The sequence below is a fragment of the Curtobacterium sp. 8I-2 genome, assembly GCF_902506155.1.
Taxonomy (GTDB): Bacteria; Actinomycetota; Actinomycetes; order Actinomycetales; family Microbacteriaceae; genus Curtobacterium; species Curtobacterium poinsettiae.
In genome coordinates this window covers 673,221-699,332 of record NZ_LR732826.1, presented here as the reverse complement: position 1 = coordinate 699,332, position 26,112 = coordinate 673,221, and the positions used below count along the sequence as shown (strand labels likewise).

General features: G+C 68.4%; 24 protein-coding genes. 20 read left to right on the top strand and 4 right to left on the bottom strand.

From position 1 onward, the window contains the following. Positions 1 to 63: 63 nt before the first annotated feature. Positions 64 to 4,176 (bottom strand): DUF6049 family protein, encoded by a 4,113-nt coding sequence (locus BOSE127_RS17300; RefSeq protein ID WP_236559488.1) that lies wholly within the window; start codon positions 4,174 to 4,176, stop codon positions 64 to 66. Positions 4,177 to 4,303: 127 nt separating this feature from the next. On the opposite strand from BOSE127_RS17300, the gene BOSE127_RS03400 reads away from it, so the two are divergent. From BOSE127_RS03400 to BOSE127_RS03340, 13 genes are all read left to right on the top strand, one after another. Further along, positions 4,304 to 5,761 (top strand): CCA tRNA nucleotidyltransferase, encoded by a 1,458-nt coding sequence (locus BOSE127_RS03400; protein WP_159556176.1) that lies wholly within the window; start codon positions 4,304 to 4,306, stop codon positions 5,759 to 5,761. A 176-nt stretch (positions 5,762 to 5,937) separates the two neighbouring features. Continuing rightward, complete coding sequence (gene rpsF, locus BOSE127_RS03395) at positions 5,938 to 6,327, top strand: 30S ribosomal protein S6 (RefSeq protein WP_056072707.1); 390 nt, start codon at positions 5,938 to 5,940, stop codon at positions 6,325 to 6,327. 3 nt (positions 6,328 to 6,330) lie between these two features. Further along, positions 6,331 to 6,900, top strand: a complete 570-nt coding sequence (locus tag BOSE127_RS03390) for a single-stranded DNA-binding protein (protein WP_017887833.1) — start codon at positions 6,331 to 6,333, stop codon at positions 6,898 to 6,900. A gap of 100 nt (positions 6,901 to 7,000) precedes the next feature. Further along, positions 7,001 to 7,258: a 30S ribosomal protein S18 gene (gene rpsR, locus BOSE127_RS03385; protein WP_017887834.1), complete on the top strand. Its 258-nt coding sequence runs from the start codon at positions 7,001 to 7,003 to the stop codon at positions 7,256 to 7,258. Positions 7,259 to 7,272: 14 nt separating this feature from the next. Beyond that, the gene (gene rplI / locus BOSE127_RS03380; protein WP_017887835.1) at positions 7,273 to 7,725 is read left to right on the top strand and encodes a 50S ribosomal protein L9; all 453 of its coding nucleotides are present in this window, start codon (positions 7,273 to 7,275) and stop codon (positions 7,723 to 7,725) included. A 569-nt stretch (positions 7,726 to 8,294) separates the two neighbouring features. Further along, the gene (gene dnaB / locus BOSE127_RS03375) at positions 8,295 to 9,659 is read left to right on the top strand and encodes a replicative DNA helicase (protein ID WP_031260130.1); all 1,365 of its coding nucleotides are present in this window, start codon (positions 8,295 to 8,297) and stop codon (positions 9,657 to 9,659) included. 392 nt (positions 9,660 to 10,051) lie between these two features. After that, positions 10,052 to 10,348, top strand: a complete 297-nt coding sequence (locus BOSE127_RS03370) for a hypothetical protein (RefSeq protein ID WP_042539965.1) — start codon at positions 10,052 to 10,054, stop codon at positions 10,346 to 10,348. Between the two features lie 12 nt (positions 10,349 to 10,360). Continuing rightward, positions 10,361 to 11,440 carry an ImmA/IrrE family metallo-endopeptidase gene (locus tag BOSE127_RS03365; protein ID WP_042539962.1) on the top strand — a complete coding sequence of 360 codons (1,080 nt, stop codon included), beginning with the start codon at positions 10,361 to 10,363 and terminating at the stop codon, positions 11,438 to 11,440. Positions 11,441 to 12,040: 600 nt separating this feature from the next. Beyond that, positions 12,041 to 15,253 carry a hypothetical protein gene (locus BOSE127_RS03360; RefSeq protein ID WP_159556175.1) on the top strand — a complete coding sequence of 1,071 codons (3,213 nt, stop codon included), beginning with the start codon at positions 12,041 to 12,043 and terminating at the stop codon, positions 15,251 to 15,253. Between the two features lie 395 nt (positions 15,254 to 15,648). Next, complete coding sequence (locus BOSE127_RS03355) at positions 15,649 to 16,119, top strand: hypothetical protein (protein ID WP_159556174.1); 471 nt, start codon at positions 15,649 to 15,651, stop codon at positions 16,117 to 16,119. A 54-nt stretch (positions 16,120 to 16,173) separates the two neighbouring features. After that, the gene (locus tag BOSE127_RS03350; protein WP_159556173.1) at positions 16,174 to 16,593 is read left to right on the top strand and encodes a DoxX family protein; all 420 of its coding nucleotides are present in this window, start codon (positions 16,174 to 16,176) and stop codon (positions 16,591 to 16,593) included. A gap of 72 nt (positions 16,594 to 16,665) precedes the next feature. After that, a complete protein-coding gene (locus tag BOSE127_RS03345) occupies positions 16,666 to 17,226 on the top strand; it encodes an MOSC domain-containing protein (protein WP_159556172.1) in 561 nt (186 codons plus the stop codon). Continuing rightward, positions 17,226 to 18,194, top strand: coding sequence for an NAD-dependent epimerase/dehydratase family protein (locus BOSE127_RS03340; protein ID WP_159556171.1), 969 nt, complete (start codon positions 17,226 to 17,228; stop codon positions 18,192 to 18,194). The genes BOSE127_RS03345 and BOSE127_RS03340 overlap by 1 nt, the downstream gene beginning before the upstream one ends. A gap of 23 nt (positions 18,195 to 18,217) precedes the next feature. Here the strand turns inward: BOSE127_RS03340 and BOSE127_RS03335 are convergent, their stop codons facing one another. Beyond that, positions 18,218 to 18,664 carry a MarR family winged helix-turn-helix transcriptional regulator gene (locus BOSE127_RS03335; RefSeq protein WP_139179589.1) on the bottom strand — a complete coding sequence of 149 codons (447 nt, stop codon included), beginning with the start codon at positions 18,662 to 18,664 and terminating at the stop codon, positions 18,218 to 18,220. 173 nt (positions 18,665 to 18,837) lie between these two features. Here BOSE127_RS03335 and BOSE127_RS03330 point away from each other — a divergent pair, with 173 nt between their 5' ends. The 4 genes from BOSE127_RS03330 to BOSE127_RS03315 all read left to right on the top strand — a co-directional run bounded on the left by BOSE127_RS03330 (position 18,838) and on the right by BOSE127_RS03315 (position 22,135). Further along, a complete protein-coding gene (locus BOSE127_RS03330) occupies positions 18,838 to 19,491 on the top strand; it encodes a hypothetical protein (RefSeq protein ID WP_017887851.1) in 654 nt (217 codons plus the stop codon). A 105-nt stretch (positions 19,492 to 19,596) separates the two neighbouring features. Beyond that, positions 19,597 to 20,481, top strand: a complete 885-nt coding sequence (locus BOSE127_RS03325; RefSeq protein WP_159556170.1) for a S26 family signal peptidase — start codon at positions 19,597 to 19,599, stop codon at positions 20,479 to 20,481. Further along, positions 20,478 to 21,335: a LamG domain-containing protein gene (locus BOSE127_RS03320; protein ID WP_042539953.1), complete on the top strand. Its 858-nt coding sequence runs from the start codon at positions 20,478 to 20,480 to the stop codon at positions 21,333 to 21,335. Before BOSE127_RS03325 ends, BOSE127_RS03320 begins: the two co-directional genes overlap by 4 nt. 230 nt (positions 21,336 to 21,565) lie before the next feature. Beyond that, positions 21,566 to 22,135, top strand: a complete 570-nt coding sequence (locus BOSE127_RS03315; RefSeq protein WP_017887854.1) for a manganese efflux pump MntP — start codon at positions 21,566 to 21,568, stop codon at positions 22,133 to 22,135. A gap of 89 nt (positions 22,136 to 22,224) precedes the next feature. Here BOSE127_RS03315 and BOSE127_RS03310 read toward each other — a convergent pair whose 3' ends face one another. Then, the gene (locus tag BOSE127_RS03310) at positions 22,225 to 22,560 is read right to left on the bottom strand and encodes a DUF4190 domain-containing protein (protein ID WP_017887855.1); all 336 of its coding nucleotides are present in this window, start codon (positions 22,558 to 22,560) and stop codon (positions 22,225 to 22,227) included. A gap of 86 nt (positions 22,561 to 22,646) precedes the next feature. Between BOSE127_RS03310 and BOSE127_RS03305 the strand changes: the two genes are divergently transcribed. Then, positions 22,647 to 23,003 carry a hypothetical protein gene (locus BOSE127_RS03305; RefSeq protein WP_140448609.1) on the top strand — a complete coding sequence of 119 codons (357 nt, stop codon included), beginning with the start codon at positions 22,647 to 22,649 and terminating at the stop codon, positions 23,001 to 23,003. Between the two features lie 29 nt (positions 23,004 to 23,032). Here the strand turns inward: BOSE127_RS03305 and BOSE127_RS03300 are convergent, their stop codons facing one another. Next, on the bottom strand, positions 23,033 to 24,433 hold the full coding sequence (locus tag BOSE127_RS03300; RefSeq protein ID WP_159556169.1) for a hypothetical protein: 1,401 nt from the start codon (positions 24,431 to 24,433) through the stop codon (positions 23,033 to 23,035). Positions 24,434 to 24,572: 139 nt separating this feature from the next. On the opposite strand from BOSE127_RS03300, the gene BOSE127_RS03295 reads away from it, so the two are divergent. Beyond that, positions 24,573 to 25,295: an SDR family NAD(P)-dependent oxidoreductase gene (locus tag BOSE127_RS03295; protein WP_140448607.1), complete on the top strand. Its 723-nt coding sequence runs from the start codon at positions 24,573 to 24,575 to the stop codon at positions 25,293 to 25,295. Between the two features lie 97 nt (positions 25,296 to 25,392). Beyond that, positions 25,393 to 26,085, top strand: a complete 693-nt coding sequence (locus BOSE127_RS03290; RefSeq protein WP_236559487.1) for a DUF6766 family protein — start codon at positions 25,393 to 25,395, stop codon at positions 26,083 to 26,085. Positions 26,086 to 26,112 lie beyond the last annotated feature (27 nt).

Below are 26,112 nucleotides of genomic sequence, written 5' to 3'. Positions count from 1 at the left end.
GTCAACCCATCGTACCGGCGTGGCATTCCGCACGACCCGTGAGCGTGCGGTGCTCGGCTGGGATCAGCGGCCGAGCTTGCTGCGGAGCATCCGGACGGCGTTGCCGATCTCGCCGTTCTTCGCGACGACCAGGGCTCCGAAGTACACGGCGACCATCGCGGCGCCGGTCAGGACGATCGTGATGAGGGCCCCGGTGCGGTCGGACATCGCGAACCCGGACTCCGAGAAGGCACCGAAGAAGTTCACGACGAGGAGCCCGACGACGCCGGAGATCAGCGCCGCGATGACGAACTGGACGTGCGACCGGGTGATCACCGGCCCCTCGATGTGCCCCAGCCGCTTGCGGACGACCACGAGCGCGACGATCGTCTGCGCCGATCCGGCGATCGTGGTGCAGGCGGCGACACCGATGCCGATGACCGAGGTCGGGAACGTCGAGACCGCCAGGGCCCCGATGACGAAGAGCACCGACTGGATGCACTGCATGAGGAACGGGGTGCGGTGGTCGTGCATCGCCCAGAAGACGCGCTGGATGACGAACAGCATGCTGAACAGGACGAGACCCGGCATGTAGGCGACGAGCACGGCACCGACCTGCAGCGCGCTCTCGAACGTTCCCTCGTACAGGCGGCCGAACGGGACCGCGACGACGATCAGTGCCACCGAGGCGAAGACGGTGAACAGCCCGACGATGCGCAGGGACAGCGACAGGTTGCGGCGGACCGCGTCGAGGTCACCGCGCTCGGCGTCGTGGCTCATCCGGGTGAAGTAGGCCGTCGCGATGGACACCGTGATGATCGAGTGCGGGAGCATGAAGATCAGCCAGGCGTTTCCGAGCACGGCGTTGCCCGGACCGTCGTCCCGTCCGAGCCACGCGACCTGCGACTGCACGATGCCGGCGATCTGGGTGACGAGGATCATCGCGAAGAGCCAGCCGGCAGCGGTCCCCGTGGACTTGAGGCCCACGCCGCGCCACCGGAAGTCGGGGCGGAACGACAGGCCGGCGCGCTTCCAGAAGAACGGCAGGAACGCGGCCTGGGCGAAGACACCGAGCGATGCGCTGCCGGCCAGGAGTGCGATCTTCGCCGGCGTCCACTGGTCGAGCTGGCTGCCGCTGGTGCCGTACAGGGCGATGAACACGACGAGGCCGCCGATGGCGATGACGTTGTTGAGCAGCGGCGCCCACGTGAACGGCCCGAAGACCTGCTTCGCGTTGAGGACCTCGCCGAGCAGCGAGTACATCGCGTAGAAGAGGATCTGCGGCAGGCACCAGAACGCGAAGGCGACGGCGAGGTCGGTCGCCTCGGGCCCGGAGCCGACCGATGAGCTCGTGTAGAACCGGACCAGCAACGGTGCGAACACCGTCGCCACGATCGCGATGACGACGAACACGGATCCACCGAGCGTCACGATCTTGTTGACGTACGCCTGGCCGCCGTCCGTGCCGGTCTTCATCGCGCGGACGATCTGCGGGATGAGCACGGCGGACAGCAGACCGCCGGCGATGAGCGCGTAGATGTTGTTCGGCAGCTGGTTCGCGACCGCGAAGGCGTTGGCCGAGGGGCTCGCGTTCTGCCCGATCGCGTACGCGAGCACGAACGTCTTCGCGAAGCCGAGGATCCGGCTCACCATCGTGCCCGCCGCGAGCATCGCGCTCGCCCGGCCGAGACTGCGCTCGGCGACCGGCTCGGCGTCGACGTCGGGCTGGGGCTGGCTGGCGCTGATGGTCGGCTCCTCGGCGTCGCGGTCGTCCGCGACGGTGGTGCGTGCGCCGTCGGACGGGAGGCGCGGCTCGGCCCCGGCGCGCGCGATGGCGTCCTGCAGGGGGCCGTGGTCCACCGCCGCGGCGGCCGGCGTTCCTGCGGCCGCAGCGGCCGTGGACGCGGCCACGCTGGGTGCGGTGGCTGCTCCGGAGGGGTGATCCGTGCCTCCAGGCCGGGTCGTCGTCGCCTGCGCGCCCCCGACCGTCGGCTGGACCGCCAGGGGGCGGTTCGGGTCGTCGTCGTCCTCGTCGTCGAGTTCGCCGTTGCGGCGCCGGATGCGCTTGCGGATGCTGCGGAAGATGCCGAAGCCGAAGATGCCGATCAGGGCGATCGCAGCGACCGCGGTGATGACGGTCTCCCACTGCGCCTGCACGTTGAGCTCGACCGTGGCGGGCTGGGCGACGGCGACACCGGTCGGACTCGAGAGCGACATCGTCAGTTCGACCGTGCCGTTCGCGACCGACTGCACCGGGACGGTGGCACGGGTGGAGGAGTCCGGCTGGATCTCGACGACGATGTCGTTGCGGACGACGCGGAGCGCCGAGTTGGACGGCTGCACGGACAGGTGCACCGTGACCGGGTAGTCGGAGCTGTTCCGGATGGACACCGGCAGCGACGACCGGTCGCCGAGCAGGGTGAGACTGCTCGAGTCGACGATGCCGACCTCGGTCGTGCTCTTCGCCCACGCGGCCGCTCGGGCCTCCACCGCGGCTGCGAGACCCTGGTCGTCATCGCGCCAGGCGTTCGAGGCGAGGGCGAGCAGGCGGAGCCGTGCCGGGGCCGTCAGCTGGTTCGGGTCGCCGAGGATCGTCGCGAACGCGGTGAGGCCCTGCTCCCCCCGCACGAGCTTCTGGAGCTGGTCGATGCGGGATTCGCCGGTGGACGCGCTGGCGAGCGTCAGTGACCCGGGTGTGGCGTCCGAGGCGGTGGAGAGGTCGGCGGGAGCGACCCACGGGGTGCCCTCGAGCGCGTCCAGCGCCTGGCTGAGCCGCGTGGAGTCGGACGGCCACTCGCGACCCAGGGTGAGCAGGATCGGGCCCGTCGCCGAGCCTTCACGGGCCGAGGTGGCCAGTGTCGCGGTGAGCTCGGACATCGTCGACGACCAGCTCTGGCGGTCGGGGGCGGTCGCTGCGCGGCGGAGCATCGACGACATCGACTGGTCGGAGACGAGCACGTGGTCGCCGCCGATCTTCTCGGACGCGGCGATCGTGGTGTCCGCGCCGGCCGAGGTGTTGCCGCTCGAGACGATGGTGGTCTTGGTACCGGCTCGCCGGAGTGCGGGGAGGTCGTCGGAGGACACCGTGCCGTCGGTCGGCCAGGCGATCGGGTCCATCGAGTAGGGGAAGTCGAGCAGGGACTCCGTGGTGGGCAGGGTCTCCTGCGCCTGGTCGGTCCCCGGGTCGGTCGTGGCGTCGTCCGGGGCCTGGGCGGGCGCCGGTGACGAGGTCTGCCCCGGGGTGGCGCTCGGCGTCGGCGCCGGGGTCTCGGCGCCGGGGAAGTTCTCGGCCTTGACGGACTCGTCGAGGGAGATCGGCGACAGGATGCCGTCGGACCCGGCCTGCCGGAGCCCGGTCACGTCGGCGTCGGCGTATGGCAACGCGAAGGTCTCGTTGCGCATGGCCTGCAGGCGTTGGAGCCAGCTGACCGCGCTCGAGGGGGCGTTCTCGCCGAGGATCCGGATCGAGGCGATGATCCGCGGGTCGACGGCCACGGCGACGTTGTGGTCTTCGGCCGCGTCGAGCTGCTGCGTGAGGGTGCCGTCCACCGAGGTCGCGGCGGCCAGCACGGCAGCGCTGAGGATGCCGTCGGTGGACTTCGGCACCGTGACGGGCATCGCCACGGACACGCTGACCGGAGCCTGCTCGAAGTCCGGGTACCAGGTGATCGCGGACCGGTCGACGGCGAAGGCGTCACCCGCCGTGTACTCCGCCGCGATGCGCCGGGCACCGAACGACGAGTACCCGCCGAGTGCCACGTTGCCGGAGACGATGTCGACCGAGTCGATCGTGACCGAACGGTGCGCCGGGACCGCCGGGATGTCCACGGAGTCCATCGGGGCGCCGAGGTAACCGGTTGTGGTGGTGTCGTTGAGCCAGCTCGCCAGGACGTCCCGGGTGCTCACCGAGCGGAAGATGTCGAACTCCGCGGTGCCCGCCGGCAGGGCTGCGTCGGTGTCGTTCGTGACGGTGACCGACAGGGTGAGGTCCTGGTCGCGCTGGACGATCCCCCGGTTCGCGGGGGCGATCGAGATGGTCGCCTTCCCCGCGTCGGCGGCGGCTGGGTCGGCGACGTGGCTCTTCGGTGCGGAGACCGTGGCGGCCGAGGCGTGGTCGGTGGTGACGGGCGCGACGACCAGGCCGAGCGCGACGAGGGTCGACGCGGCTGCGGCGAGCGTGGTGCGGAGCATCTGCATACGGGGAGCGGGCCACGGGGTCGGTTCGGGCCGAGCACGAGTGTATGAGGCGCGACCATGAACAGGACCCGTGCGCGCGCGGCTTGTGGAGAACTCGGGCCCTCGATCTGGGAGGATGAGCACCGTCATGCAGTCCGTTGCCCAGGCCGTCGAACGACTCGACGCACTCGCCACCACCGAGCCCGTCGACCTCCTCGCTCGGGCCTTCGCCGACGCCGGACACGAACTCGCCCTGGTCGGCGGGCCCGTCCGTGACGCGTTCCTCGGCCGTCCGGTGACCGACCTCGACTTCACGACCGACGCCCGGCCCGACGACATCCTGCGGATCGTCGAACCCATCGCGAGCGCCACGTGGGACGTCGGCCGCCAGTTCGGCACCATCGCCGCACGGGTCGCCGGCGAGCAGGTCGAGATCACCACGTACCGCAGCGACGTCTACGACGGCGAGACCCGCAAGCCCGAGGTCGCGTTCGGCGACACCATCGAGGACGACCTGCTCCGTCGCGACTTCACGGTGAACGCCATGGCGCTGCGGCTGCCGGCCCGCGAACTCGTCGACGTGCACGGCGGTGTCGAGGACCTGCTCGCCGCCCGGCTCCGGACGCCGCAGACCGCGGTCGTCTCCTTCCGCGACGACCCCCTGCGGATGATGCGCGCGGCCCGGTTCACGTCCCAGCTCGGGTTCACCGTCGACGACGACGTGCGCGCCGCGATGCAGGAGCTCGTCGCGTCGATCGACATCGTGTCCGCCGAGCGCGTGCGCGACGAGCTCGTCAAGCTCCTCAACACCAGCGACCCCGTCCCCGGCATCCGGCTGCTCGTCGACACCGGCCTCGCCGAGCGGTTCCTGCCGGAGCTGCCCGAGATGCGGCTCGAGGTCGACGAGCACCACCACCACAAGGACGTCTACGAGCACTCGCTCACCGTGCTCGAGCAGGCCATCGGATACGAGGCCGAACGGCACGCCGGCGATCCCCCGGACACCGTGCTCCGGCTCGCGGCGCTGCTGCACGACATCGGCAAGCCCGCGACGCGCAAGCTCGAGCCCGGCGGCGCCGTGAGCTTCCACCACCACGACCTGGTCGGCTCGAAGATGGCGAAGAAGCGACTCCGTGCGCTCCGCTTCGACAACGACACCATCGCCGCGGTGTCCCGGCTGATCGAGCTGCACCTGCGCTTCTTCGGGTACACCGAGGGCGCCTGGACCGACTCGGCCGTCCGCCGCTACGTCCGCGACGCCGGGGACCAGCTCGAGCGACTGCACGAGCTCACCCGCTCGGACGTGACCACCCGCAACCGCCGCAAGGCCGATCGATTGGCGTTCGCGTACGACGACCTGGAGGAACGCATCCGGGTGCTGTCGGAACAAGAGGAACTCGAGTCGATCCGACCGGACCTGACCGGTGACGACATCATGCGGATCCTCGACATCCCGCCGGGGCGTGCCGTGGGCGAGGCCTACCGGTTCCTGCTCGAGGCCCGGATGGACGAAGGACCCCTCGGCGAGGAGACCGCCGAGGAGCGCCTGCGCGAGTGGTGGGCCGCCCGGGGCGAGACCGGCGGCACCGGCGCCACCGGCGCCTGAGACGCGACCGCCTGACAGGCGGAACCGTTCTCCACAGGCCGGTGGCGCGCCTCCAGGCAGTCCGGTAGGCTACCCAGGTTGCCCCTCGCGCACCTGCGTGGTCTGGGGCACATGCATCAACCCTCCTGCCCCGGGAACCGCCCGGGGCCGCTGAGACCAGAGGAGGTGGGTTCCGCATGCACCAGTACGAACTGATGGCGATCCTCGACCCCGAGATCGATGAGCGTACCGTCGCTCCCAGCCTGGACAAGTTCCTGGCCGTGATCCGCAACGCGGGTGGCACCGTCGACAACGTGGACGTCTGGGGCCGTCGCCGGCTCGCGTACGAGATCGCGAAGAAGTCCGAGGGCATCTACGCCGTCGTCGACTTCACGTCGTCGCCCGAGGCCGCCAAGGAGCTGGACCGTCAGCTCGGTCTCTCCGAGGCCGTGCTCCGCACGAAGGTCCTCCGCGCTGAAGAGGGCATCGCGCAGGTCGCCGCCCAGAAGCAGCGTGACGAGGCACGGGCGGCCCGCAAGGCCGCCAACGCCTCCCAGGCCGCAACCGCGACCGCGAGCGCCGAGTAACCCGTGGCCGGCGAAACCGTCATCACGGTGGTGGGCAACCTCACCGCGGACCCCGAGCTGCGCTACACGCAGAACGGGCTCGCCGTGGCGAACTTCACCATCGCGTCGACCCCTCGCACGTTCGACCGTCAGGCGAACGAGTGGAAGGACGGCGACGCGCTGTTCCTCCGTGCGAGTGTGTGGCGCGAGTTCGCCGAGCACGTGGCGGGTTCGCTGACCAAGGGCTCGCGCGTCATCGCGCAGGGTCGTCTGCGTCAGCGTTCCTACCAGGACCGTGAGGGCCAGCAGCGCACGAGCATCGAGCTCGAGGTCGACGAGATCGGCCCGTCGCTCCGCTACGCGACCGCACAGATCACCCGCGCAGCGGGTGGCAGTGGCGGCGGTCGTGGCCAGGTCGGCGGCGGCGGCAACGCCCCCGCGGGCAACGGCGGCGGCAACTGGAACAACAACGGTGGCGCTCAGTCGGACGCGCCCTGGTCTCCCCAGGGCGGCCAGCAGGGTGGCGGCAACGCACAGTCGAACGACGTGTGGAGCACCCCCGGCGGCAACTTCGACGACGAGACCCCGTTCTGATCGGAGCACGCAGCGCCGCCTGACAGCGGCAACTGCGAGTTCCGGACTGACCCTCCCGGTTCCGACGGACACACAACTTTTCTTCTAAGGACAAATCACTATGGCTGGAAAGAGCACCGGCGACCGCCGGAAGCCTCGCGGCAAGGGCGGCAAGAACGCTGCTCCCGCGAAGTCGATCAAGGTCGGCGTCATCGACTACAAGGACGTTGCGACCCTTCGCAAGTTCATCTCGGAGCGTGGAAAGATCCGCGCCCGTCGCATCACCGGCGTCTCCGTCCAGGAGCAGCGCCTCATCGCCCGTGCCGTGAAGAACGCCCGTGAGATGGCGCTCCTCCCCTACGCCGGCTCCGGCCGCTGATCGGAGGTCGACACATGTCGAAGCTCATCCTCACCCACGAGGTCTCCGGCCTCGGTTCCGCTGGTGACGTCGTCGACGTCAAGAACGGCTACGCCCGCAACTACCTCATCCCCCAGGGCTTCGCTGTCGCGTGGTCCAAGGGCGGCGAGAAGCAGGTCGAGTCGATCCGTGCCGCGCGTACCGCGCGCGAGCTCGCCACCATCGAAGAGGCACAGGACCTCAAGATGAAGCTCGAGAACGCGACCATCACCCTGTCGGTCAAGGCCGGCAAGGACGGTCGTCTGTTCGGCTCCGTCCGTCCGGGCGACGTCGCTGACGCCGTCCAGGCGCAGGGCGTCGGCTCGCTCGACAAGCGCAAGGTCGAGGTCCCCGCGACCATCAAGACCGTCGGTGACCACGAGGCCACCGTGCGCCTGCGCGAGGACATCACTGCCGTGATCTCGCTCCAGGTCGTCGCTGCCAAGTAGCACTGACGTTCCGCTCCACGACGGGCGGGTCTCCTCCGGGAGGCCCGCCCGTCGTTGTGTTCCCGGGGCGGTCGCGCGGCTTGTCGTACGGCTGTCGCCGAGACGGTCGCCAGACTGGAGGCGCGGCTCGACTCGGCCTGGCTGGTTACGGTTCAGACGGGGTCACGTTGGCTGGGAGCGGGCCGAGAAATCTTCCCACAGGAGGGGTGCTTGTCAAGTCGTTTTACACAGTGGAAACGTGTCAAATCGGAACCTTCAAGGGGTAGTTGAACCCCACTTTTCCACACACCGTGTGCAACACAAAAGACCAGGTCAAGCGGTCGAAAGTGTGTTCGTACGGGCCTTTTTCCACAGGCTCCTCCACAGTTGTCCACACAGCAGTCCGGCGTGTTCCGCAGCCTCTCCACAGAGTTATCCACAGGTCCGTTTGTTGGGGATAACTCTCGGGCCGTACCTTGGGCCAGCGACTCGGGGATGTCGGTCGCCGGGGGTAGAAACAGGGGTGCGGGTTCCGGCCGGTGGGTGCTGTCCCGCCGGTTCCGGTCCGTGTCGTCAACAGAGGAGAGCGTGTGTCGATCGCACATCTTGAGCCCGCACCGCAGGACTACGCGGAGCGCGGCATGGAACGCACCCCGCCGCACGACATGCTCGCGGAGCAGTCGACCATCGGCGGCATGCTCCTGTCGAAGGACGCCGTCGCCGACGTCATTGAGACCGCACGCGGCGTGGACTTCTACGTCCCCAAGCACGAGGTCATCTTCGACGCGATCCTGTCGCTCTACTCGCACGGTGAACCCACCGACGTCATCGCCGTCACCGACGAGCTGACCAAGACCGGCCTGCTGTCCCGTGCCGGCGGGGCCGAGTACCTGCACAGCGTCACGAGCATGGTGCCGACCGCCGCGAACGCCGGCTACTACGCCGGCATCGTCGCCGAGAAGGCCGTGCTCCGTCGGCTGGTCGACGCCGGCACCCGCATCGTCCAGATGGGCTACGCGTCGGAAGGTGAGGTCACCGACCTCGTCAACAGCGCCCAGGCCGAGGTCTACAACGTCGCCGGTGGTGTGCAGACCGAGGACTACGTCCCGCTGACCGACGCCATCTCCGCCGCCCTCGACGAGATCGAGGCCGCCAAGGGCCGCGACGGCCAGATGACCGGCGTGCCGACCGGGTTCGCGCAGCTCGACGGCCTGACCAACGGCTTCCACCCCGGACAGCTCATCATCGTCGCCGCCCGCCCTGCGCTGGGCAAGTCGACGCTCGCGCTCGACCTGTGCCGCGCCGCCGCGATCAAGCACGACCAGACCGCCGCGTTCTTCTCGCTCGAGATGGGCCGCGCCGAGATCGCCATGCGTCTGCTCTCCGCCGAGACCAGCGTGCCGCTGCAGAACATGCGCAAGGGCACCGTGGACTCCCGCGACTGGACCACCATCGCGCAGACCCGCGGTCGCATCAACGACGCCCCGTTCTTCATCGACGACTCCCCCAACATGACGCTCGTCGAGATCCGCGCCAAGTGCCGTCGACTCAAGCAGCAGCACAACCTGAAGCTCGTGGTCATCGACTACCTGCAGCTGATGACGTCCGGCAAGAAGGTCGAGAGCCGCCAGCAAGAGGTCTCCGAGTTCTCGCGTGCCCTGAAGCTGATGGCCAAGGAGCTCCAGGTCCCCGTCATCGCCCTGTCGCAGCTGAACCGTGGGCCCGAGCAGCGTGCCGACAAGAAGCCCGCGATCTCCGACCTGCGTGAGTCCGGCTCCATCGAGCAGGACGCCGACATGGTCATCCTGCTGCACCGTGAGTCGGCGTACGAGAAGGACAACCCACGTCAGGGTGAGGCGGACCTGATCGTGGCGAAGCACCGTAACGGGCCGACGGACACCATCACCGTGGCGTTCCACGGGATGTTCTCGCGGTTCGTCGACATGCCGCAGTAGGTGCAGGATGTGTTGCGACGAGTGTGAAGCGAGCACAAGTTGTCGCGAGCCGCTGGGCCGCTGTCCCATGCGTCCAAGCAGAAGTGTTCAGTTCCAGAACTTGTGAAGTCCCGGCTTCTCTTGTGCATGCCGACGACCTTTCGTCCACAGGGCTGCTGCCGGTGTCTGTCCGAGAAGCGTCCAGATGCTCAGTAGGCGAGGCCTGCCGCCGCATGTCGAGAAGGTTGCGGTCAAGTTCCGCGCCGTCGTGCCAAGTTCACCTGCAGTGCCGCGTGTCGTAGAAGGCGCGCGTCACAGACCCGCTATCAGCGAGAATGAAGGAATGCTCTCTTTCGTGACACGGTTGCACACCTGGTGGCAGGGTGTTACCTGTCGGGTAACGGTGTCGTAGGATGGAGGTACTCTACTCAGACAAGAAGCTCCGGCAGATTTGCACGTCGGACAAGGCGATGCGGAAAGCTCACCCGGAGCCGATCCCGAAGAACCTCCGCAACCGCATCAAGCAGTTGGAGTCCGCGCTTGTCGTCGCTGACGTCCTCGACGGTCTCGGCAAGTGGCACCCGCTGACAGGACGGGGAGTGCTCGTCTACGGCGCGAGCTTGTCCGCCAACTACCGTCTCGTCGTGCAGTTCTCTGAAACAGGTTCCAGCTGCACCGCCGAAGTTCAGAGCATCGAGGACTACCACTGAGAGGAGCGCGACATGTCTACGAGCACCGACTACGCCGTTCCCACAGGCGAGTACATTGCCGAGTGGTTGGAGGAGAGCGGCGTCTCCCAGGCCGAGCTTGCTCGCCGCATGGGAGTGACGCCGAAGCACGTGAGCAAGCTCCTCGGAGGAGCGCCGCTTACACCCGACGTCGCAACGAAGCTGGAGCTGGTTACGGGTATCGCTGCGCGTGTCTGGCTTAGCCAGGAAGCAACGTACCGAGCTGATGTCGCCCGACTCGGTCTCACGGAGGAGCTTGTAGCAGCGAAGGAGCTCGCGGCTTCCTTCCCACTATCGCACCTTCGAAAGATCGGCAGGATCACAGGGACCCTGAAGAAGCCAGGCGCCCTAGCGATGGAACTCCTTGCCTTCTTCCAGGTTGGATCAGTGGACGCACTTCGGCAAGCCATCGCGCGGCAAGCCGTCGCGTATCGCCAAGGCACCGCCCATCCGGTTGATGAATATGCGCTCGCGACGTGGCTCAAGCTGGGCGAGATGGAAGCTGCAGCTTCAACAGATGCGTTGCCGGCTTTCGACGACGTGGTGCTACAGGAGCTGCTTCCGGAGATTCGACAGCTCTCTATGACGCCCTCGAAGACCTTCGGTGCTGAACTGGTCGCGTCGCTCGCGAAAGCGGGCGTTCAGTTGATCTACGTTCCGGAGGTTCAGGGCGCCCGTATGTACGGAGCGACCAGATGGATCAACGGGCGCCCGGTGATCGCCCTGACCGCCCGAGGCCGAAACGACGGCCAGTTCTGGTTCACCCTCTTCCACGAGATCGGTCACGTGCTCCTGCATCAAGACCAGCGCACCCACATCCGCCCTGCAGACGCTGATGTAGAGGCCGACCCCGCGGAGCGCGAGGCTAATGACTTCGCGTCAATGACGCTCATTCCGCGCTCACAAGAGCAGCAGCTGCCGTCCCTGAAGAGCAAGGAGCAGGTGCGCGCGTTTGCGGATTCCATCGGTGTCAGTCCGGGTGTCGTTGTCGGGCGACTGTGGCACGACAAGCTTTGGGACTATCGCGCTGGACACGATCTTTGTCTGAAGCTCGTCATCGTCGACGACGAGTGACGACTGTTGTTCTGACGGTTGTGGTGCAATCGCTGCTACTGGCGATCGTAGGTTCGATGTAGCTCGCCGGGCTGCTGATCGTGACAGGGTCGGCGGGAGTCTGGACCAGCAGGGTGGGGTTGTTGGTGACGTCGAGCGCCCGGGAGCGGGCCAGTTCTGCGGCGGTACCTTCAACGGTCACCGAGGGCTGCAGTGCGGCGAGTACCTCGTCGACGTCAATGCCTTTTGGATTGGCGATCGACCGGTAGGTGTCCGGGCCGGAGAGGCTAAGGCGGTCATGGTGGAGAGCTCACCGCATGGCGCGGGCCTTGTCGATGCCGCGATCACCGCAGATCTGCGGAGAGGTCTCGCCCAGTGACGACCCGTGCTGCTGCTTCGTGTACGGATATCCCGGATAGTTTGTCCGGAGAATCGGCCCCTGCAGTCGGTACTGAATCCATCCGCGGACCATCTGATCTGAACAACCGGTGCTGCCCGTCGCCGGTCGAGACCGCGGTCGAAGCGGGTGTCCGGGTGGCCCAGTAGGGTGACAGGACAACGACGCGGAGCGAGGCAATGAATAAAGTCACGTTGCGCGGTACGCGGTGAGGGTGGATTGTCATGTCGGGTTCAGGGGGCGCGGACGCCGCGGCGGGTTTCCGATATCAGCATCTGGTCACGATTGAAGCGCTCTTAGACGCCTTTGACGCCGACGCAGCCGGGTCGTGGCGGATCGGTGTCGATGTGCGAGGGCAGGACTCGGCCGACTACGTTTTGATCAGCTCTCCGGGTGATGCGCCGCGGGTAGCCGTTCAGGTGAAGTCGTCACTGCCCACTTCATCAACGCAGCTGTCACGACCCGACGTGATCTCGATGCTGTCGACATTGCATGCGGAGCATGCGGGGTCAGGTCGATTCGAGATCCGCACGAATCGGCGGCTCACCGGGCCCGCGCAAGACGCTGTCTCGGCCCTTGCGGCCGGTTTGCCTGTTGAAGGGCTGGCCCCTCAGGCGGCACGGGTCTCGACAGTTCGCACGGACGTGTCGGAGACGTTGGGATCGATCGCGGAACGGTTGCGCGATCGCGTCGCACGGTATCGGTCAATCATCCACGCCGAGAACGCGGGCAACATCACTCAACTCGTGGTGTCACGGCTGCGAGATCTCGTCGACGAGAAGGCGACTGCTGTGAGGGACCAGTACATCGACGCTCCCATGGTGGCCGCAATCCTTCGGCTGCCTGGACAGCAGCTAGCGCAGACATCGGGGGGGCGTCAGTACGGTCGTCTTCTAGGCCTCCCCATCGGTGAGGTGATCGATCGGGACCGCGTGACGTCATTCCTGGACACCGAACTCCTCGGGGCCTCCGGGGGAGTGCCACGCGTCGCCGTGTTGACGGGGGCGGCGGGGACCGGCAAGTCGAGTGCGGTGAGTGGGTGGGTCAAGACCAACAGCGAACGGTTCTTCTGTGCGATCTGGTTAGCCGCCGGGTCCGAGGAACTCCTGCAGGCACAGGTGCCAACGTTGTTGGAGCAGCTGGGACAGCCGTTTGATCCTTCGGTGTCCCCCTCCCAGGCGCTGAGGGATGTGCTGGCGTCGATCCCATACCCCTGGCTACTTGTCCTGGATGGTGCACCCTCGATGGCATCGATCGACGGTTGGCTGCCCTCGTCCGGGTTCGGCGACGTGGTCATCACGTCGCAGGACGGTAACTGGCCGGCATCTCATGCGCGCGTGTGTCCGATCGGCGCGTTCACACTGATGGAGACCGCCGAACTCGTACGCCGGCGTCTGGGTGCGGGCGACGATAAGGGGCACGCTCTGACGAAGGATGTCGAACAGTTGGCATCGACTATGGGGTACTGGCCTCTGGCGATCGACATGGCCTGCCATTGGATTGCCCGTCGTGGGGGTCGCCTATCCACACTGCCGGACTATCTCATTGGTGTAGGAGAGGTGGATCTCGATGAGGACCAGTCCGTGCCGGCCGGATACACGCACACCGCCGTCCAAGCGATCCTCCTCGCCTGGAATGATCTGAGCGAGCCGGCACGTGTTGTTCTCTTAATGGGCCTTCTGTGTGGCGGGGACGACGTGCCCCTTGATGCGTTGGTGGGCGCCGTCGAGGCGCTCCCCGAGGATCTCCGCCTGGATAGTTTCGAGCAGGAGGTCGTTCTCAAGGAGTTGTGTAGCTCGTCGTTGGTGACGCGGTTCCTGAAGGACTCGCGTGACCAGGATGCTCCTGGGCGCGATCGGATCGCCATCCACGAATCGTTGGGTCTTGTGGGAGATGGCCGCTGGGAGTACCCGGGGGTGTACATCCCTGCACTGAGCAATGCGCTGGACGGCCGCGCGCGCCCATTGCGTGACGCGGGACGCATTCGAGCAGCGGCGTCCTACCTGCCTGCAGGCACCAGTGTGTTGAGCGCTGCTGTCACGATGGTCGAGGTCGGAGATCAGCTTCAGCTTGCGCCGGCCATGCACAACGCCGGGGATCTCTTGCTGCTAACCGGGTCGGCTGAGCAGGCCGCGTTCTGGTTGACGCAGGCAGCGGGGGTGTACGCCGAACGCATCTCGGACAACCCGCTCCCTGGAACAGTGCTGGTGGAGTACTTCTTCGTTAGCGCGGCTCGACTCACAATAGCGCTGGCACGGACACCGCACACGGATCGCATAAGCCGGGTCGTAGAGTTCGCGCTGGACGTGGCAAACGGTCATCCCGATGCACTTTCGACCCCGATCATTCAGGCAGCGCTGGAGACGATGGCTGGAACTCTGCGCATTCTCGGTACCCCGGAGCCAGGGCTACTCGCCGAAGTGCGAAAAGTCCAGTTGCTAGCGGGGTTCAGCGACGATCCGATCCCCGACACAGCGTTTGCTAGTTGGTCGATCCAGTTGGCGGAGGCCGCGGAGCGGGCGCTGATCCTGATGCAACACGAACAGTGGGACGAGGCGATGGACTCGTTCCTGATCGCTGCGAACGCGGCACGTGACACGGGCGCAATGGAGCACGAGATCGTAGAGACTGGAATATACGTGGGTGTGGCACTTCTCAACAGCCTGCAGCAGCGGATGCTCGCACAGCTACCTCCCCGCTGGCACACATCGTGGAAGCGATTCCTCGAGTGGCACAGCAGCTTGGAGGATCTCGCGCCCCATCAGTGGGCGCGACTCACGATCCTCAAGGGGGCCAGCGCTGAACATCCGCCTCTGGACAAGATGCATGAGGCGCTGCGGGTGGTCGAAGAGCATGCGGGCAAACCTCTGAGATCTGATGAGGTGTCGATGTGGAGCGAGCAGGTGACAATTCTCGATCGTTCGCATGCCCTCAGCCTGCCGTGGGAGCTGTTCTCGGAGGGGTTTCTCGCGGACCGAAACGTGGAACTGACGCGTATGTACGACGGCGGCCGGGACGTTATGGTGTGGCTGTTCGCGTCCCCGGTTGGTTTGCCGGGAGTGGCGTTCTTCAACATCAGCGCGACAACGAACCGAGGGCACGGATGGGAGGATCCCCAACCCAGGGCTATGCGCCTGGCTGGGTTCCCGGAGCACGACCCGACCCGCGATGCTTTAGAAGTTCCCGCCGGCTGGTCCGTCAGGCTCGCCGGCGATGAGCTGTGCCTGACGGATGCGGATGAGACCCGTTGGCTGACAATCGACCTGACGGACTTCGAAATGTCCAAGATCTGGCGAGAGCAGTTTCGGCGGGCGCGGTTCCTACACGTGGTCTACGGCGATCTTGGAGGTGCTCGCATTGAGGAGCTGCTTGGTCTCCCCGATCAGGCGGCCGTCACAATTGATCGCCCTCGACGGTGGTGGCGCTGGCCTAAATGAGGGCACCCCTATCCGGTGTGCTCGAGGACAACATGAACGGCCTATGTCGAGAGACCTGCCCCTGCCTGGAGGCATCGAGGTCGTACTGCCAATATCCCGCCCTGCAAAGTCTTCGCCGTGAAGGTCGAGCGAGGGGGAGTACGGGCGATGCCGATGCCCAGACGTCACGGACGTCGCTCCCGCCGGCTTCTCCATGACTGCCTACGTGCCCGATCCTCGACGGGTCCTCCGTCCCTCCGACCTCGCTCTCGGTGTCTCCTGCAACCTCGCTTTCCGGATCAAGGGCACGCCCAGTCGGTCATCGTCCTCCGAGGTCGGTGGCACCGGTAGGGCTCCAGGATCCGGGCCGGAGGACATTCACGTGTTAGGTTGTGCACAACCTAATGGAGCACAACGTGAAACTGACCAGCTGGATCGACCTCGTCACCGGTGGGCTGTTCGCCAGGTACGGCATCAGCACGGTTCGCCGCACGCCGCTGCGCGCACGAGCCCAACAGATGCAGCGCCGGGGCTTCGAGCCGGGCGTTCCACACGCGCTCGGCATCCCGGCTCTGGAACTCCTGTCCGGGCTCGGACTCGCCGCTGCAGCGTTCCGCCGTGCACCCGGGAGTCACCTGGTCGGCACCGGCTCCACCATCGCGGCGACCGCCCTCGGCGGGACCCGGCTCGTGATCGACCTCGAAGACCGGCAGGCGACGACCACGACCGGTGCTGCCGGGGCACTCGCACTCGTCGGCGCACTGCGGCTGGCCGCCTCGACCCACGGCCGTCCGGCCGCCCGGATCCTCACGCTCGGTGCCGCCGCTGTCGCGATCACGTTCGAGGCCGCACGCCGACGCCGAGTCCTCCGCAGCCGCAGCCGCTGACCTCGGCTCCACCACTCCACCGAACCCCACCACGACCATGAAAGGCACCACCCCATGGCAACCCGCACCCCCGCAGTCCGCTCCACCCGCCCCCGGACCATCGTCCGCATCCTGTTCGGCGCGATGCTCACGTGGGCCGGCATCAGCCACCTGACGGTCGCGCGCGAGGAGTTCCAGGCGCAGGTGCCGAAGTTCGTGCCGCTGCCGACGGACGTCACGGTGATCGCGTCCGGCGTGGTGGAGATCTCGCTCGGCGCTGCGCTGATGCTCCTGGCGCGGCGACAGGTGACCGTGGGGTGGGTCGTCGCGGTGTTCTTCCTGGCGGTCTTCCCGGGCAACATCGCGCAGTGGATGCACCACCGCGACGGCTTCGGTCTGGACACCGACACCAAGCGCTTCGTCCGCCTGCTGTTCCAGCCCGTGCTCATCGCGATCTCGCTCTGGTCCACGAACGCCCTGCGCAAGCGCCGCTGAACTGCCCTGCGCAAGCGCCGCTGAACTGCGCCGCACTCGCGCCGCGCGGACGATGGGTGCAGAATCGGCCCCATGAGCGGGGACGACGAGGACCAGCCGCGCGTGGTCGCGGTCAGCAAGGACGGCGAGCACCGGTTCAGCAAACCGTTGGTCGACGCGGTGACCCTGGTCGCCGGGTGGGGCATCGAGGGGGATGCTCACGCCGGCACGACCGTGCAGCACCGCTCCCGGGTCGCGCGTGACCCGTCGCAGCCGAACCTGCGACAGGTCCACCTGCTCCACGCCGAGCTGTTCGACGAGGTCGCCGAGGCCGGGCTCAGCGTCGAGCCGGGCCAGATGGGCGAGAACGTCACGACGAGCGGCATCGACCTGCTCGGGCTGCCGGAGGGCACGGTGCTGCACCTCGGCGACGACGCCTCCGTCCGGGTCACCGGCCTGCGGAACCCCTGCCAGCAGATCAACGGCTTCGAACCGGGGCTGCTCCGCGCGGTGCTCGGACGAGCCGAGGACGGCACCGTCGAGCGCAAGGGTGGTGTGATGAGCGTCGTGCTCACCGGTGGCACGGTCCGACCGGGCGATCGCATCCGGGTGGAGCTGCCCACCGGCGAGCGGCGAGCACTCGAGCCGGTCTGATGCCGCAGCCCACGCGACGCGTCCTGGTGCTCGGTGGAACCGGCTGGCTCGGACGGACGATCGTCGACGAGCTGTTGGTCGAGGGTGCCGACGTCACGTGCCTCGCCCGGGGCACCACCGGCAGCATTCCCGAGGGTGCACGCTTCGTCCAGGCGGATCGGTCCCTGCCCGGCGCCTACGAACCGGCCACCGGCACCTGGGACGAGGTCATCGAACTCGCTCACGCCCCCGAGCTCGTCGCCCCGGCGCTCGACGCCCTCGCCGACCGGGCCGCCCACTGGACGCTGGTGTCCACGGTCTCCGTCTACGCGGAGAACGACGAACCGGGCGCCGATGAGTCCGCCCGGCTGGTGGAGCCGAAGGACCCGTCCGCCTACGCCGACGCGAAGGTCCTCGCCGAGCGCACCACGCGGCTCCGGCTCGGGTCGCGGCTGCTCATCGCACGCCCGGGGTTGATCGTCGGCCCGGGTGACCCCAGCGACCTGTTCGGCTACTGGCCGGCACGCCTCGATCGCGGCGGGCCCGTGCTGGTGCCGACGTCGGCGGAGCGCTTCGTGCAGGTGATCGACGTCGCGGACCTCGCCTCCTGGCTCGTCCGGGCGGGGCGCGACGGGTCCGTCGGCACGGTCAACGCTGTCGGGGCACCGGTGCCGCTGCACGACTTCCTGCGGTGCGTGGCGGAGGTCACCGGGTTCGACGACGAACTCGTCGCGGTCGACGACGACGTCCTGCTTGCACACGACGTGGCCTACTGGGCGGGCCCCCGATCACTCCCCCTGTGGATCCCGGTGTCGGACGCGGGGTTCGCGCAGCGCTCCGCAGTGGCGTTCACCGACGCCGGCGGGGTGACCAGACCCCTCCGGGACACCGTCGTGCGGGTGTTCGAGGACGAGCGTGCCCGCGGGACGGATCGGGAACGCCGTGCTGGCCTCACCTCGACCGAGGAACGGGCGGTCCTCGCCAGGTAGACCCTCGGTCCCCACCAGGAAGGTCAGGACGCAGCGGCAGCCTGCTCGTACAGACTCGTCGCCAGGTCGTTGAGCACCTCGTGCAGTTCACCCTTGTGCGCCCCGTCGACGGCCCGGAGCATCGCCGCGTACCGCTCCTGGTAGTCCGACACGACGACATGGCCCGGGGGCAGCAGCCGCAGCAGTGATCCTCGGCGATCGGCCGGGTTCGGTGCGCGCTCGAGGAGCCCGGCGGCGCTCATCCGGTCGATCATGTTCGTCACCGCACCGGAGGTCAGCCCCAGGTACCCGGCGACCTCGGTCGGCGTGGAGTACCCGGTGTCGCTGATGAGCACCATGGCCCGGAGCGCGTTCTCGTGCACGCCCGCGCGAGCGCTCAGCTGACTCACCAGGCTCGCGTTCGCGCGCACCACAGCGGTGAACGCGGTCATGAGCTCGGCTGCGCTGTCACCGCTTCGTGCTGCTGTCACGACGGTCTTCCTCCGGGTCGGGTGATGGGGGGACAAGGGCCGTCCCCCGCACTGGGGTAAGTATACGAGTCGCACACATGCTCAATCACTGACTATCTTAACCATTGAAGCAAAACAGCCCGAATGTCTTGCTCCCCCCGACCACTGAGCATCACCGAACGAAGAGGTACCCCGTGTCCACCAAGCTCCGCACCTCCGCACTGAAGCGGATCCGCTTCGCCCCCGTGGCCCTCCTCGCGGGCATCTTCGCCGCCGTCCTGCTCTCCCTCTCGCTCACCGGCACCCTGTCCGGATTCGCCGCGAGCATCACCAACAGCAGCAACACCGCCGCCAGCGGGACGCTGATCATGCAGGAGCAGAACGCCGGCGCCACCGTCACCTGCCTCAGCACCGACGGCGGCTCGGTCTCGACGAACTCGGCGACCTGTTCGACGATCAACAAGTTCGGCGGCAGCACGACGATGACCCCGGGCAACACGGTCAACACCGCGATCTCGATCAAGAACACCGGCACCGCGAACGCCAGCACCTTCACGCTGAACCCGGGCGCCACGTGCACCCAGTCGGCAAACGGTTCGGCCAACGGCACCGCGACCGACCTGTGCGCCAAGATGAACCTCGTCGTCACCTCTGGCTCGACCACCGTGTTCAGCGGCACCCTCGCCAGCTTCAAGGGTGCGGCCGCGTCGGCCATCACGATGCCGCAGGCCCCGGCCGCCGGCGCGAGCGTCCCGTTCAACTTCGCGGTGACCCTGGACTCCTCGGCCGGCAACACCTACCAGGGCCTTGCCGCCTCGGTCCCGATGACCTGGACGTTCACGGCCTGATCCGGCCCGATCCGGTCCCCATCACCACTCCCCAGACCGGCGACGCTCGGCCGACCCCCCTCCGGTCGAGCGTCGCCGTTTCCCTGAACCCCCGGAGCAGCACCCATGAGCCAGACCGCAGCGATGCCGCTCAGCGGCATGCTCGACCGCCCGGTCCTGCGCGGCCGCCAGGTCACCCGCTCCGAGACCGTCCTGGCGTGGGCGGTCGCCGCGATCGCTGCACTCCTGCTCACCGCCGCCGTCCTGTTCCTCTCCGCCGGCGGCCGCTGGTTCGTCGTCGAGACCCCCTCGATGGGCGAGGCTGCCCCGGTCGGCACCCTCGTGCTCGACCTGCCGGTGGACGCCTCCACCCTGCGGGTCGGCGAGATCGTCTCGTTCGAGACCTCCGCCAACCCGGACGTCGTCTACACGCACCGCATCGTGTCGATCGACGCGGACGGTGGGCTCCACACCCGTGGTGACGTCAACGGCGCGATCGACCCGTGGACGCTCACCCAGGCGGACGTCATCGGCACCCCGGCGCTCCTGGTCCCGCACCTCGGGTGGCTGTTCCGGGCCGCCTCGGTCCTGCTCATCGGCACGCTGATCATCCTGACCCTGACCAGCGCGTTCACCGACCGGGTGACCCGCACATGCCTGCGGATCACCGGCGGCGCCCTCACGGCCGCGTACGCGGCCTTCGTGTTCAAGCCGTTCGTCAACGTGACGACGATCACGAACACGTCGAGCCCGAACGGGGTCGAGGCGACCGTGGTCTCGTCCGGGATCTTCCCGGTCCGCATCGACGCCCACGGCGGCAACAGCGTCCACCTGGTCGACGGCGAGGTCGGGCGCGTCGTCATCCACGAGCTCACGGAGCACGGGAACTACCAGCTCATGTCGAACATCGACCTCGACCCCCTGGGTTGGGTCGCCCTGATCGCCGTGTGCCTGGTGCCGCTCGTGGCCTGCCTGGCGGTCGGCCGTGTCGAGGCGGTGCGTCCCTCGTGATCCTCGGTCGCCTGCGCGACGGCCGCGTCGTCGCCGTCCTGCTCGTGGTCGCCCTGGCCGTCGTCGTCCTGCTCAACCAGTTCGCGCCGACCCGCTCGGCCTTCAGCGCACGTGTGACGAACAGCACGAACACCGCGGCGACCGCGCCGTACTTCACGTGCACGGGTGCGGTCGGCGCCGACACCGCGAACGCGCTGTTCGCCTACCGCCTGACCGAGGCCTCGGGGTCGAAGACCGCGACCGACTGGTCGGGTCGCGGCTCCAACGGCACCTACCAGGGCACCATGACCGCGACCACGCCGAGTCCGAACGCCTGCCCACGTGACAGCGGTAGCGCCTACGCGCTGAACGGTTCCACCAGCTACGTCTCGACCCCCCGCTCGGTCGCGAACCCGACGACCTTCAGCGAGGAGGTCTGGTTCCGCACGACCGTCGCGGGCGGCATGCTCATCGGCTTCGGGAGCAGCCAGACCGGCGCGTCGAGCCAGCACGACCGGAAGCTCTACCTGACCACCACGGGGCAGCTCGCCTTCGGTACCTACACCGGCAGCGCCACGCAGGTGCTCACGTCGCCGAGGTCGTACACCGACGGCAGCTGGCACCACGTGGTGACGACGATGTCGCCGACCAACGGCATGCGCCTGTCCGTCGACGGCAAGCTCGTCGCGTCGAACGCGGCCTTCACGACCGCCGAGAACTTCACCGGGTACTTCCGCATCGGCTACGACGTCGTCAGCGGCTGGCCGGGTGCTTCCAGCAACCCGTACTTCACCGGGTCCATGCGGTACGCCGCCGTCTACAGCACCGAACTGACGGCCAGCCAGATCGCCGCGCACGCGGCCGCAGGTTCCTGACGCACTGACTGCCGGCCTGGAGGCGCATCGCGGCGCCGCCACGGGCCTCCAGTCCGTCCACTGGTCACGTCGACGACGTGGGCCGGGTTGGCGGACCGGGCCCACCAACCCCCAGATTCGGCGCGACGAATCCCGCTGATCAGGCCTTTTCGTGCCCCGGACCGTGCCAGGATCGTCAGGTCCTGAGACGTCGGCGTCTCCGTCCGACCCTCTCGAAAGGCGCCGTTCCCATGTCGTTCTGGGCCCTCTTCCTCATCGCGCTCGGCGTCTCCGCAGACGCCTTCGCCGTCGCCCTCGGCAAGGGCCTGCACATGAAGCGCTTCGACGTGCGGCACGCGATCGTGATCGCGCTGACGTTCGGGGTGTTCCAGGCGGTGATGCCCCTGATCGGCTGGCTGCTCGGGTCCGCGTTCGCGCAGTACATCGCGGCCTTCGACCACTGGGTCGCGTTCGGGCTGCTCGCGCTGATCGGCGGGAAGATGCTGTGGGAGGCGTTCTCGAAGCACGAGGACACCGAGCAGGACACCGATCGGCTGCCGGTCCGGGAGCTCCTCGTGCTCGCGGTCGCGACCAGCATCGACGCCCTGGCGGTCGGGGTCACCCTGGCGTTCCTGCCCGTGTCGATCGGCGGCGCGGTGCTGCTCATCGGGATCACCACCGCGGTGCTGTCGTTCGTCGGGGTCCTGGTCGGTCGCCGTGTCGGCGCCCGCTTCGGCAAGCCGGCGGAGATCGCGGGTGGTGTCGTGCTGATCCTGATCGGCCTGAACATCGTGCTGGAGCACACCGGCGTCATCGGCTGAGGCCGCGTCTCCGGAACCGACCCCGGACACACCGGAGGCCCGTGGCGAGCTGCCACGGGCCTCCGGTCTGGTGCTGGTGCTGGTGCGCGTCAGTAGCCGGTGGTGCTGCCCGCCGGGGCGTTCGCGACGGCTGTGATCACGAGGATGATCCACAGGATGCCGAACACGACCGACAGGGCGCTGATGATGACGCCAGCGAGGGCCAGGCCGCGGCCGCGCTCCCCGGTCTTCTTGATCTGCGAGAGGGCGATGATCGACACGACCAGGCCGGCGATGTTCACCACGAAGGCCAGGACGAACCCGACGATCGCCATGACGTTGAAGCGGTCGGACGACGGCTGCATGGGCGCACCGTACGGCTGTGGTCCGCCGCCGGCGTAGGGGTTCGGGTTCTGCTGGTTGAACTGGGGCGTGCCGTCACTCATGGCGCCGCGTCCTCTCTAGTCAGGGATTGTCGACACAGGAAACGTACAGGACCAGCGGGCTGAACGGGGGGTGGGATCATCGGAACATGGGATGGCTGCGCCGACACGTGCTGCACGGCGGCCGGTACGACGAGCGTGATCGACGTGACCAGCTCCGGCGCTACGTCGTCCGGGGCGACCGGCTCGTCGCGTTCCTCACCGGTCACGGCGATCCGTCCGCCGCGCGGGTACGGGCGCGCGTGGACCATGCGCGGGAGCTGCTCGAGCACGGATGGTCCCGTGACGACCTGCTGACGGTCGCCGCCCCGGTGTGGGCACCGTGGCCGAGCAGCAAGGGGCGTGATGCGGGGGCGCCTGCTCCGGAGGACGCCGACCGGGCGGACGGGTTGATCGCGGACCTGAACGCCGTGGCACGCGAGCTGCGCGCCGTCGCCGAGGTCTGACGGTGCACTGACCGGCAGCACGACACCCGTCAGATGTCGAGCACTCCGTCCACCGCGTCCGACCGGTCAGCGATGTGGCCGGTGGCGATCTCCTCCTCCAGGTGCACCGTGACGTACGTCCAGTCCTCCACGTGCCCGGCGTCGTCGAACACCCGGTAGCGCCGGCGGAGCCGCAGGTACGGCACGGCGCGGTGCTCGAACGACACCACGAGCTCGGTCGCCGGCCACTCCCCCTCGACGGTGACGTCGACCGCCCGGTAGTCGCTCGCCGACCGGCGGGGCTCGGGGTGGTCGCGGGTCCACAGGATGCCGGGCTGGTCGAGGGCTTCGAACACGGCCACGAGGTCCGCGACCGCGCGCTCCCGTGCGGCAGCGTCCAGGTCGTGCAGCGGCCAGTGCGCGCCCTCGACGTCGGTCAGGTCGAACCGCTCCGTCCACGGCGCGAGGGCTGCTTCCAGACGCTCCTGTTCGTCCTCCCACGACGTCTCGTCCTCGTCGCCCGCGGGGCGGGACGGCAGGTCCTCCGTGGTCACGGTGGCGGGCAGGCCGCCGCTCACGTCGAGGTCGACCTCCCGGGACACGTAGACGATGCTTCGGAACACGGACGCGTCGGGGTCCCGTCGCGGACCGGTCGGTGCGTACCGGATGGTGAGGACCGAGCCCGTGCGGCGGACGTCCTCGACCAGGTGGTCGACGGCGATCGTCGTCCGGCTGCCGTCGGTCCGGACGAGCACCAGTTCAGTCGGCGGGGTCGGCAGGGGCGGAGCGGGTTCCGCCTGCGGTTCAGGCGGCGGGACGAAGCCGCCCTCGACGCCGCCGAAGCTGACGCTCCAGTACCGGGGCCCATCGTCGTCATCGTCGTCCAGCAGCTCGGGGTCGTCGTCCTCCGGCTCCTCGCCGGCAGCGAGCGTCGCCGCCCACTGCTCCGGCGACGGCCAGAACGGCTCGGACGGCGCCCACGGCAGGGTCTCCGGGTCGACGCCGTCGAGCGGGTCGTCCGAGTCCCCGTCGTCGTCCTCGACCGCCTCGTCGTCCTCCGGATCCTCGGAGTCCTCGTCCTCACCCATCCACATCGACGCGTCACGCGGGTCGCCGATCCACAGCCCCTCGACGTCCGCCCCGAGCACGCGTCGATCCCCGAGGTCGACCGCGCACGTCACCCCGGCCGGCGTGACGTGCACGGCCGTCCGCGACTCTGTGTCGAGGTCGCCTTCAGCGTCCTCGCGCGACAGGTAGACCACCCAGGCGCCCCCGTCGGTCGCGAGGACCCCGACCTCGTCGACCGCACCGTCCGGCAACGGCGCGTCCGGCCACGTCACCCACCGCACGTCGTCGCCCGTGACGACCGCCGCGACCGGTCGTGTGGCGTCCGGCACGATCGTCGCGTCACCGACGCCGACGGCGTCGACGGGCTCGAGGAAGCTGCTCATGCAGCGACCGTACCGCGGGCCTGTGGCCAGCCCGTGAACCAGACAGGAGGCCCGTGGCGGGCCCGCACCGTGCCTCCCGTCCGACCGTTGCCCGTCCACCTGCCGGACCCGCCGCAGCGGCCGGGCGCATGATGGGCGGATGGCACGCATCCTCGTCACCGGATCCACCGACGGCCTCGGGCGGGGGACTGCCGACTCGCTGCTCCGCAGCGGACACGACGTCGTCGTCCACGCGCGCAACACGGCCCGCGCCGAGGCGGTCGCCGACCTGGTGGAGCGCGGCGCCGAACTCGTCGTCGCCGACCTGGCGGACCGCGACGCCGTGATCGCCACCGCTCGCCAGCTCGACGCCGGCACCCCGCTCGACGCCGTCGTGCACAACGCCGGCGTGATCTCGGGCCGTTCCCTGGTGCCCGTCAACGTCGTGGCGCCCTACCTGTTCACCGCGTTGCTGCGCTCGCCGGAGCGGCACGTGTACCTGAGCAGCGGGATGCACCGGGGCGGCCGTCCGCGCCTGGATACCATCGACTGGACCGGCGCGTCGGAGACGAACTCGTACTCCGACACGAAGCTGTTCGTGACGGCACTCGCCGCCGAGGTGCCGCTCCGACGCCCGGGCGTGCTGAGCAACGCCGTCGACCCGGGCTGGGTGGCGACCAAGATGGGCGGGGCCGGCGCTCCCGACGACTTCGAGCTGGGACACCGCACGCAGGAGATGCTCGCGACCGACCCGGACCAAACCGTGACAGGTGGTTACTGGTTCCACGGAGAGCGGCAGGAACCGCACCCGGCGGTCGCCGACCAGCGGTTCCGCACCGAACTGCTCGACGCGCTCGCCGAGGCCACCGGCATCACGCTCTGAGTCGCTGACGGAACCACCGCGACCGGTCGGGTGCTCCTGCGAAGGCGTTCGTCGCGCCCGGACGAGGATGGCGTCGACGCGACGAACGGAGGACCCGGTGACCCTCGGCCTGCACAACGGATCGAGTGGGTGGCGGCGCGTGCGACGGCACGACCTGCTCCTCGCGAACGTCGCCGTCTTCGTCGTGTGCTTCGTCGGCATGGTGTTCTCCGGGTGGCGGGTGTCCGTGGCGGACGCGCTGCAGCACGGCGAGGCGGCCGTGTCGCTCTGGGGCTTCCTGACGAGCGGGGACTTCGCCGAGGCGACCTTCGAGAACTGGGAGAGCGAGTTCCTGCAGATGGGCGCGTACATCGTGTTCACGGTGTTCCTGTTCCAGAAGGGGTCGAGCGAGTCCGAGCCCCTGGACGAACAGAGCCCGCAGGACGATGACCCCCGGGAGCACGCCGACGACCCGAAGGCGCCGTGGCCGGTGCGCCGGGGCGGGATCGTGCTCGTGCTGTACGAGAACTCCCTGCTGATCCTGTTCGCGGTGCTGTTCCTCGGCAGTGTCGTCGGGCACGTGATCGGAGGCGCTGCGGCCTACAACGAGGAGCAGCTCGAACACGGTGACAGCGTCGTCTCGGCGTGGGGCTACCTGGGCACGAGCCAGTTCTGGTTCGAGTCGATGCAGAACTGGCAGTCGGAGTTCCTGGTCATCTCGGTGATGGTGATCGCCACCGTGTCCCTGCGGCAACGAGGGTCGAGCCAGTCGAAGCCCGTGGCCGCGCCGACGGAGCAGACCGGCGCCTGACCGGACGGGAGGCCCGTGGCGGGCCCG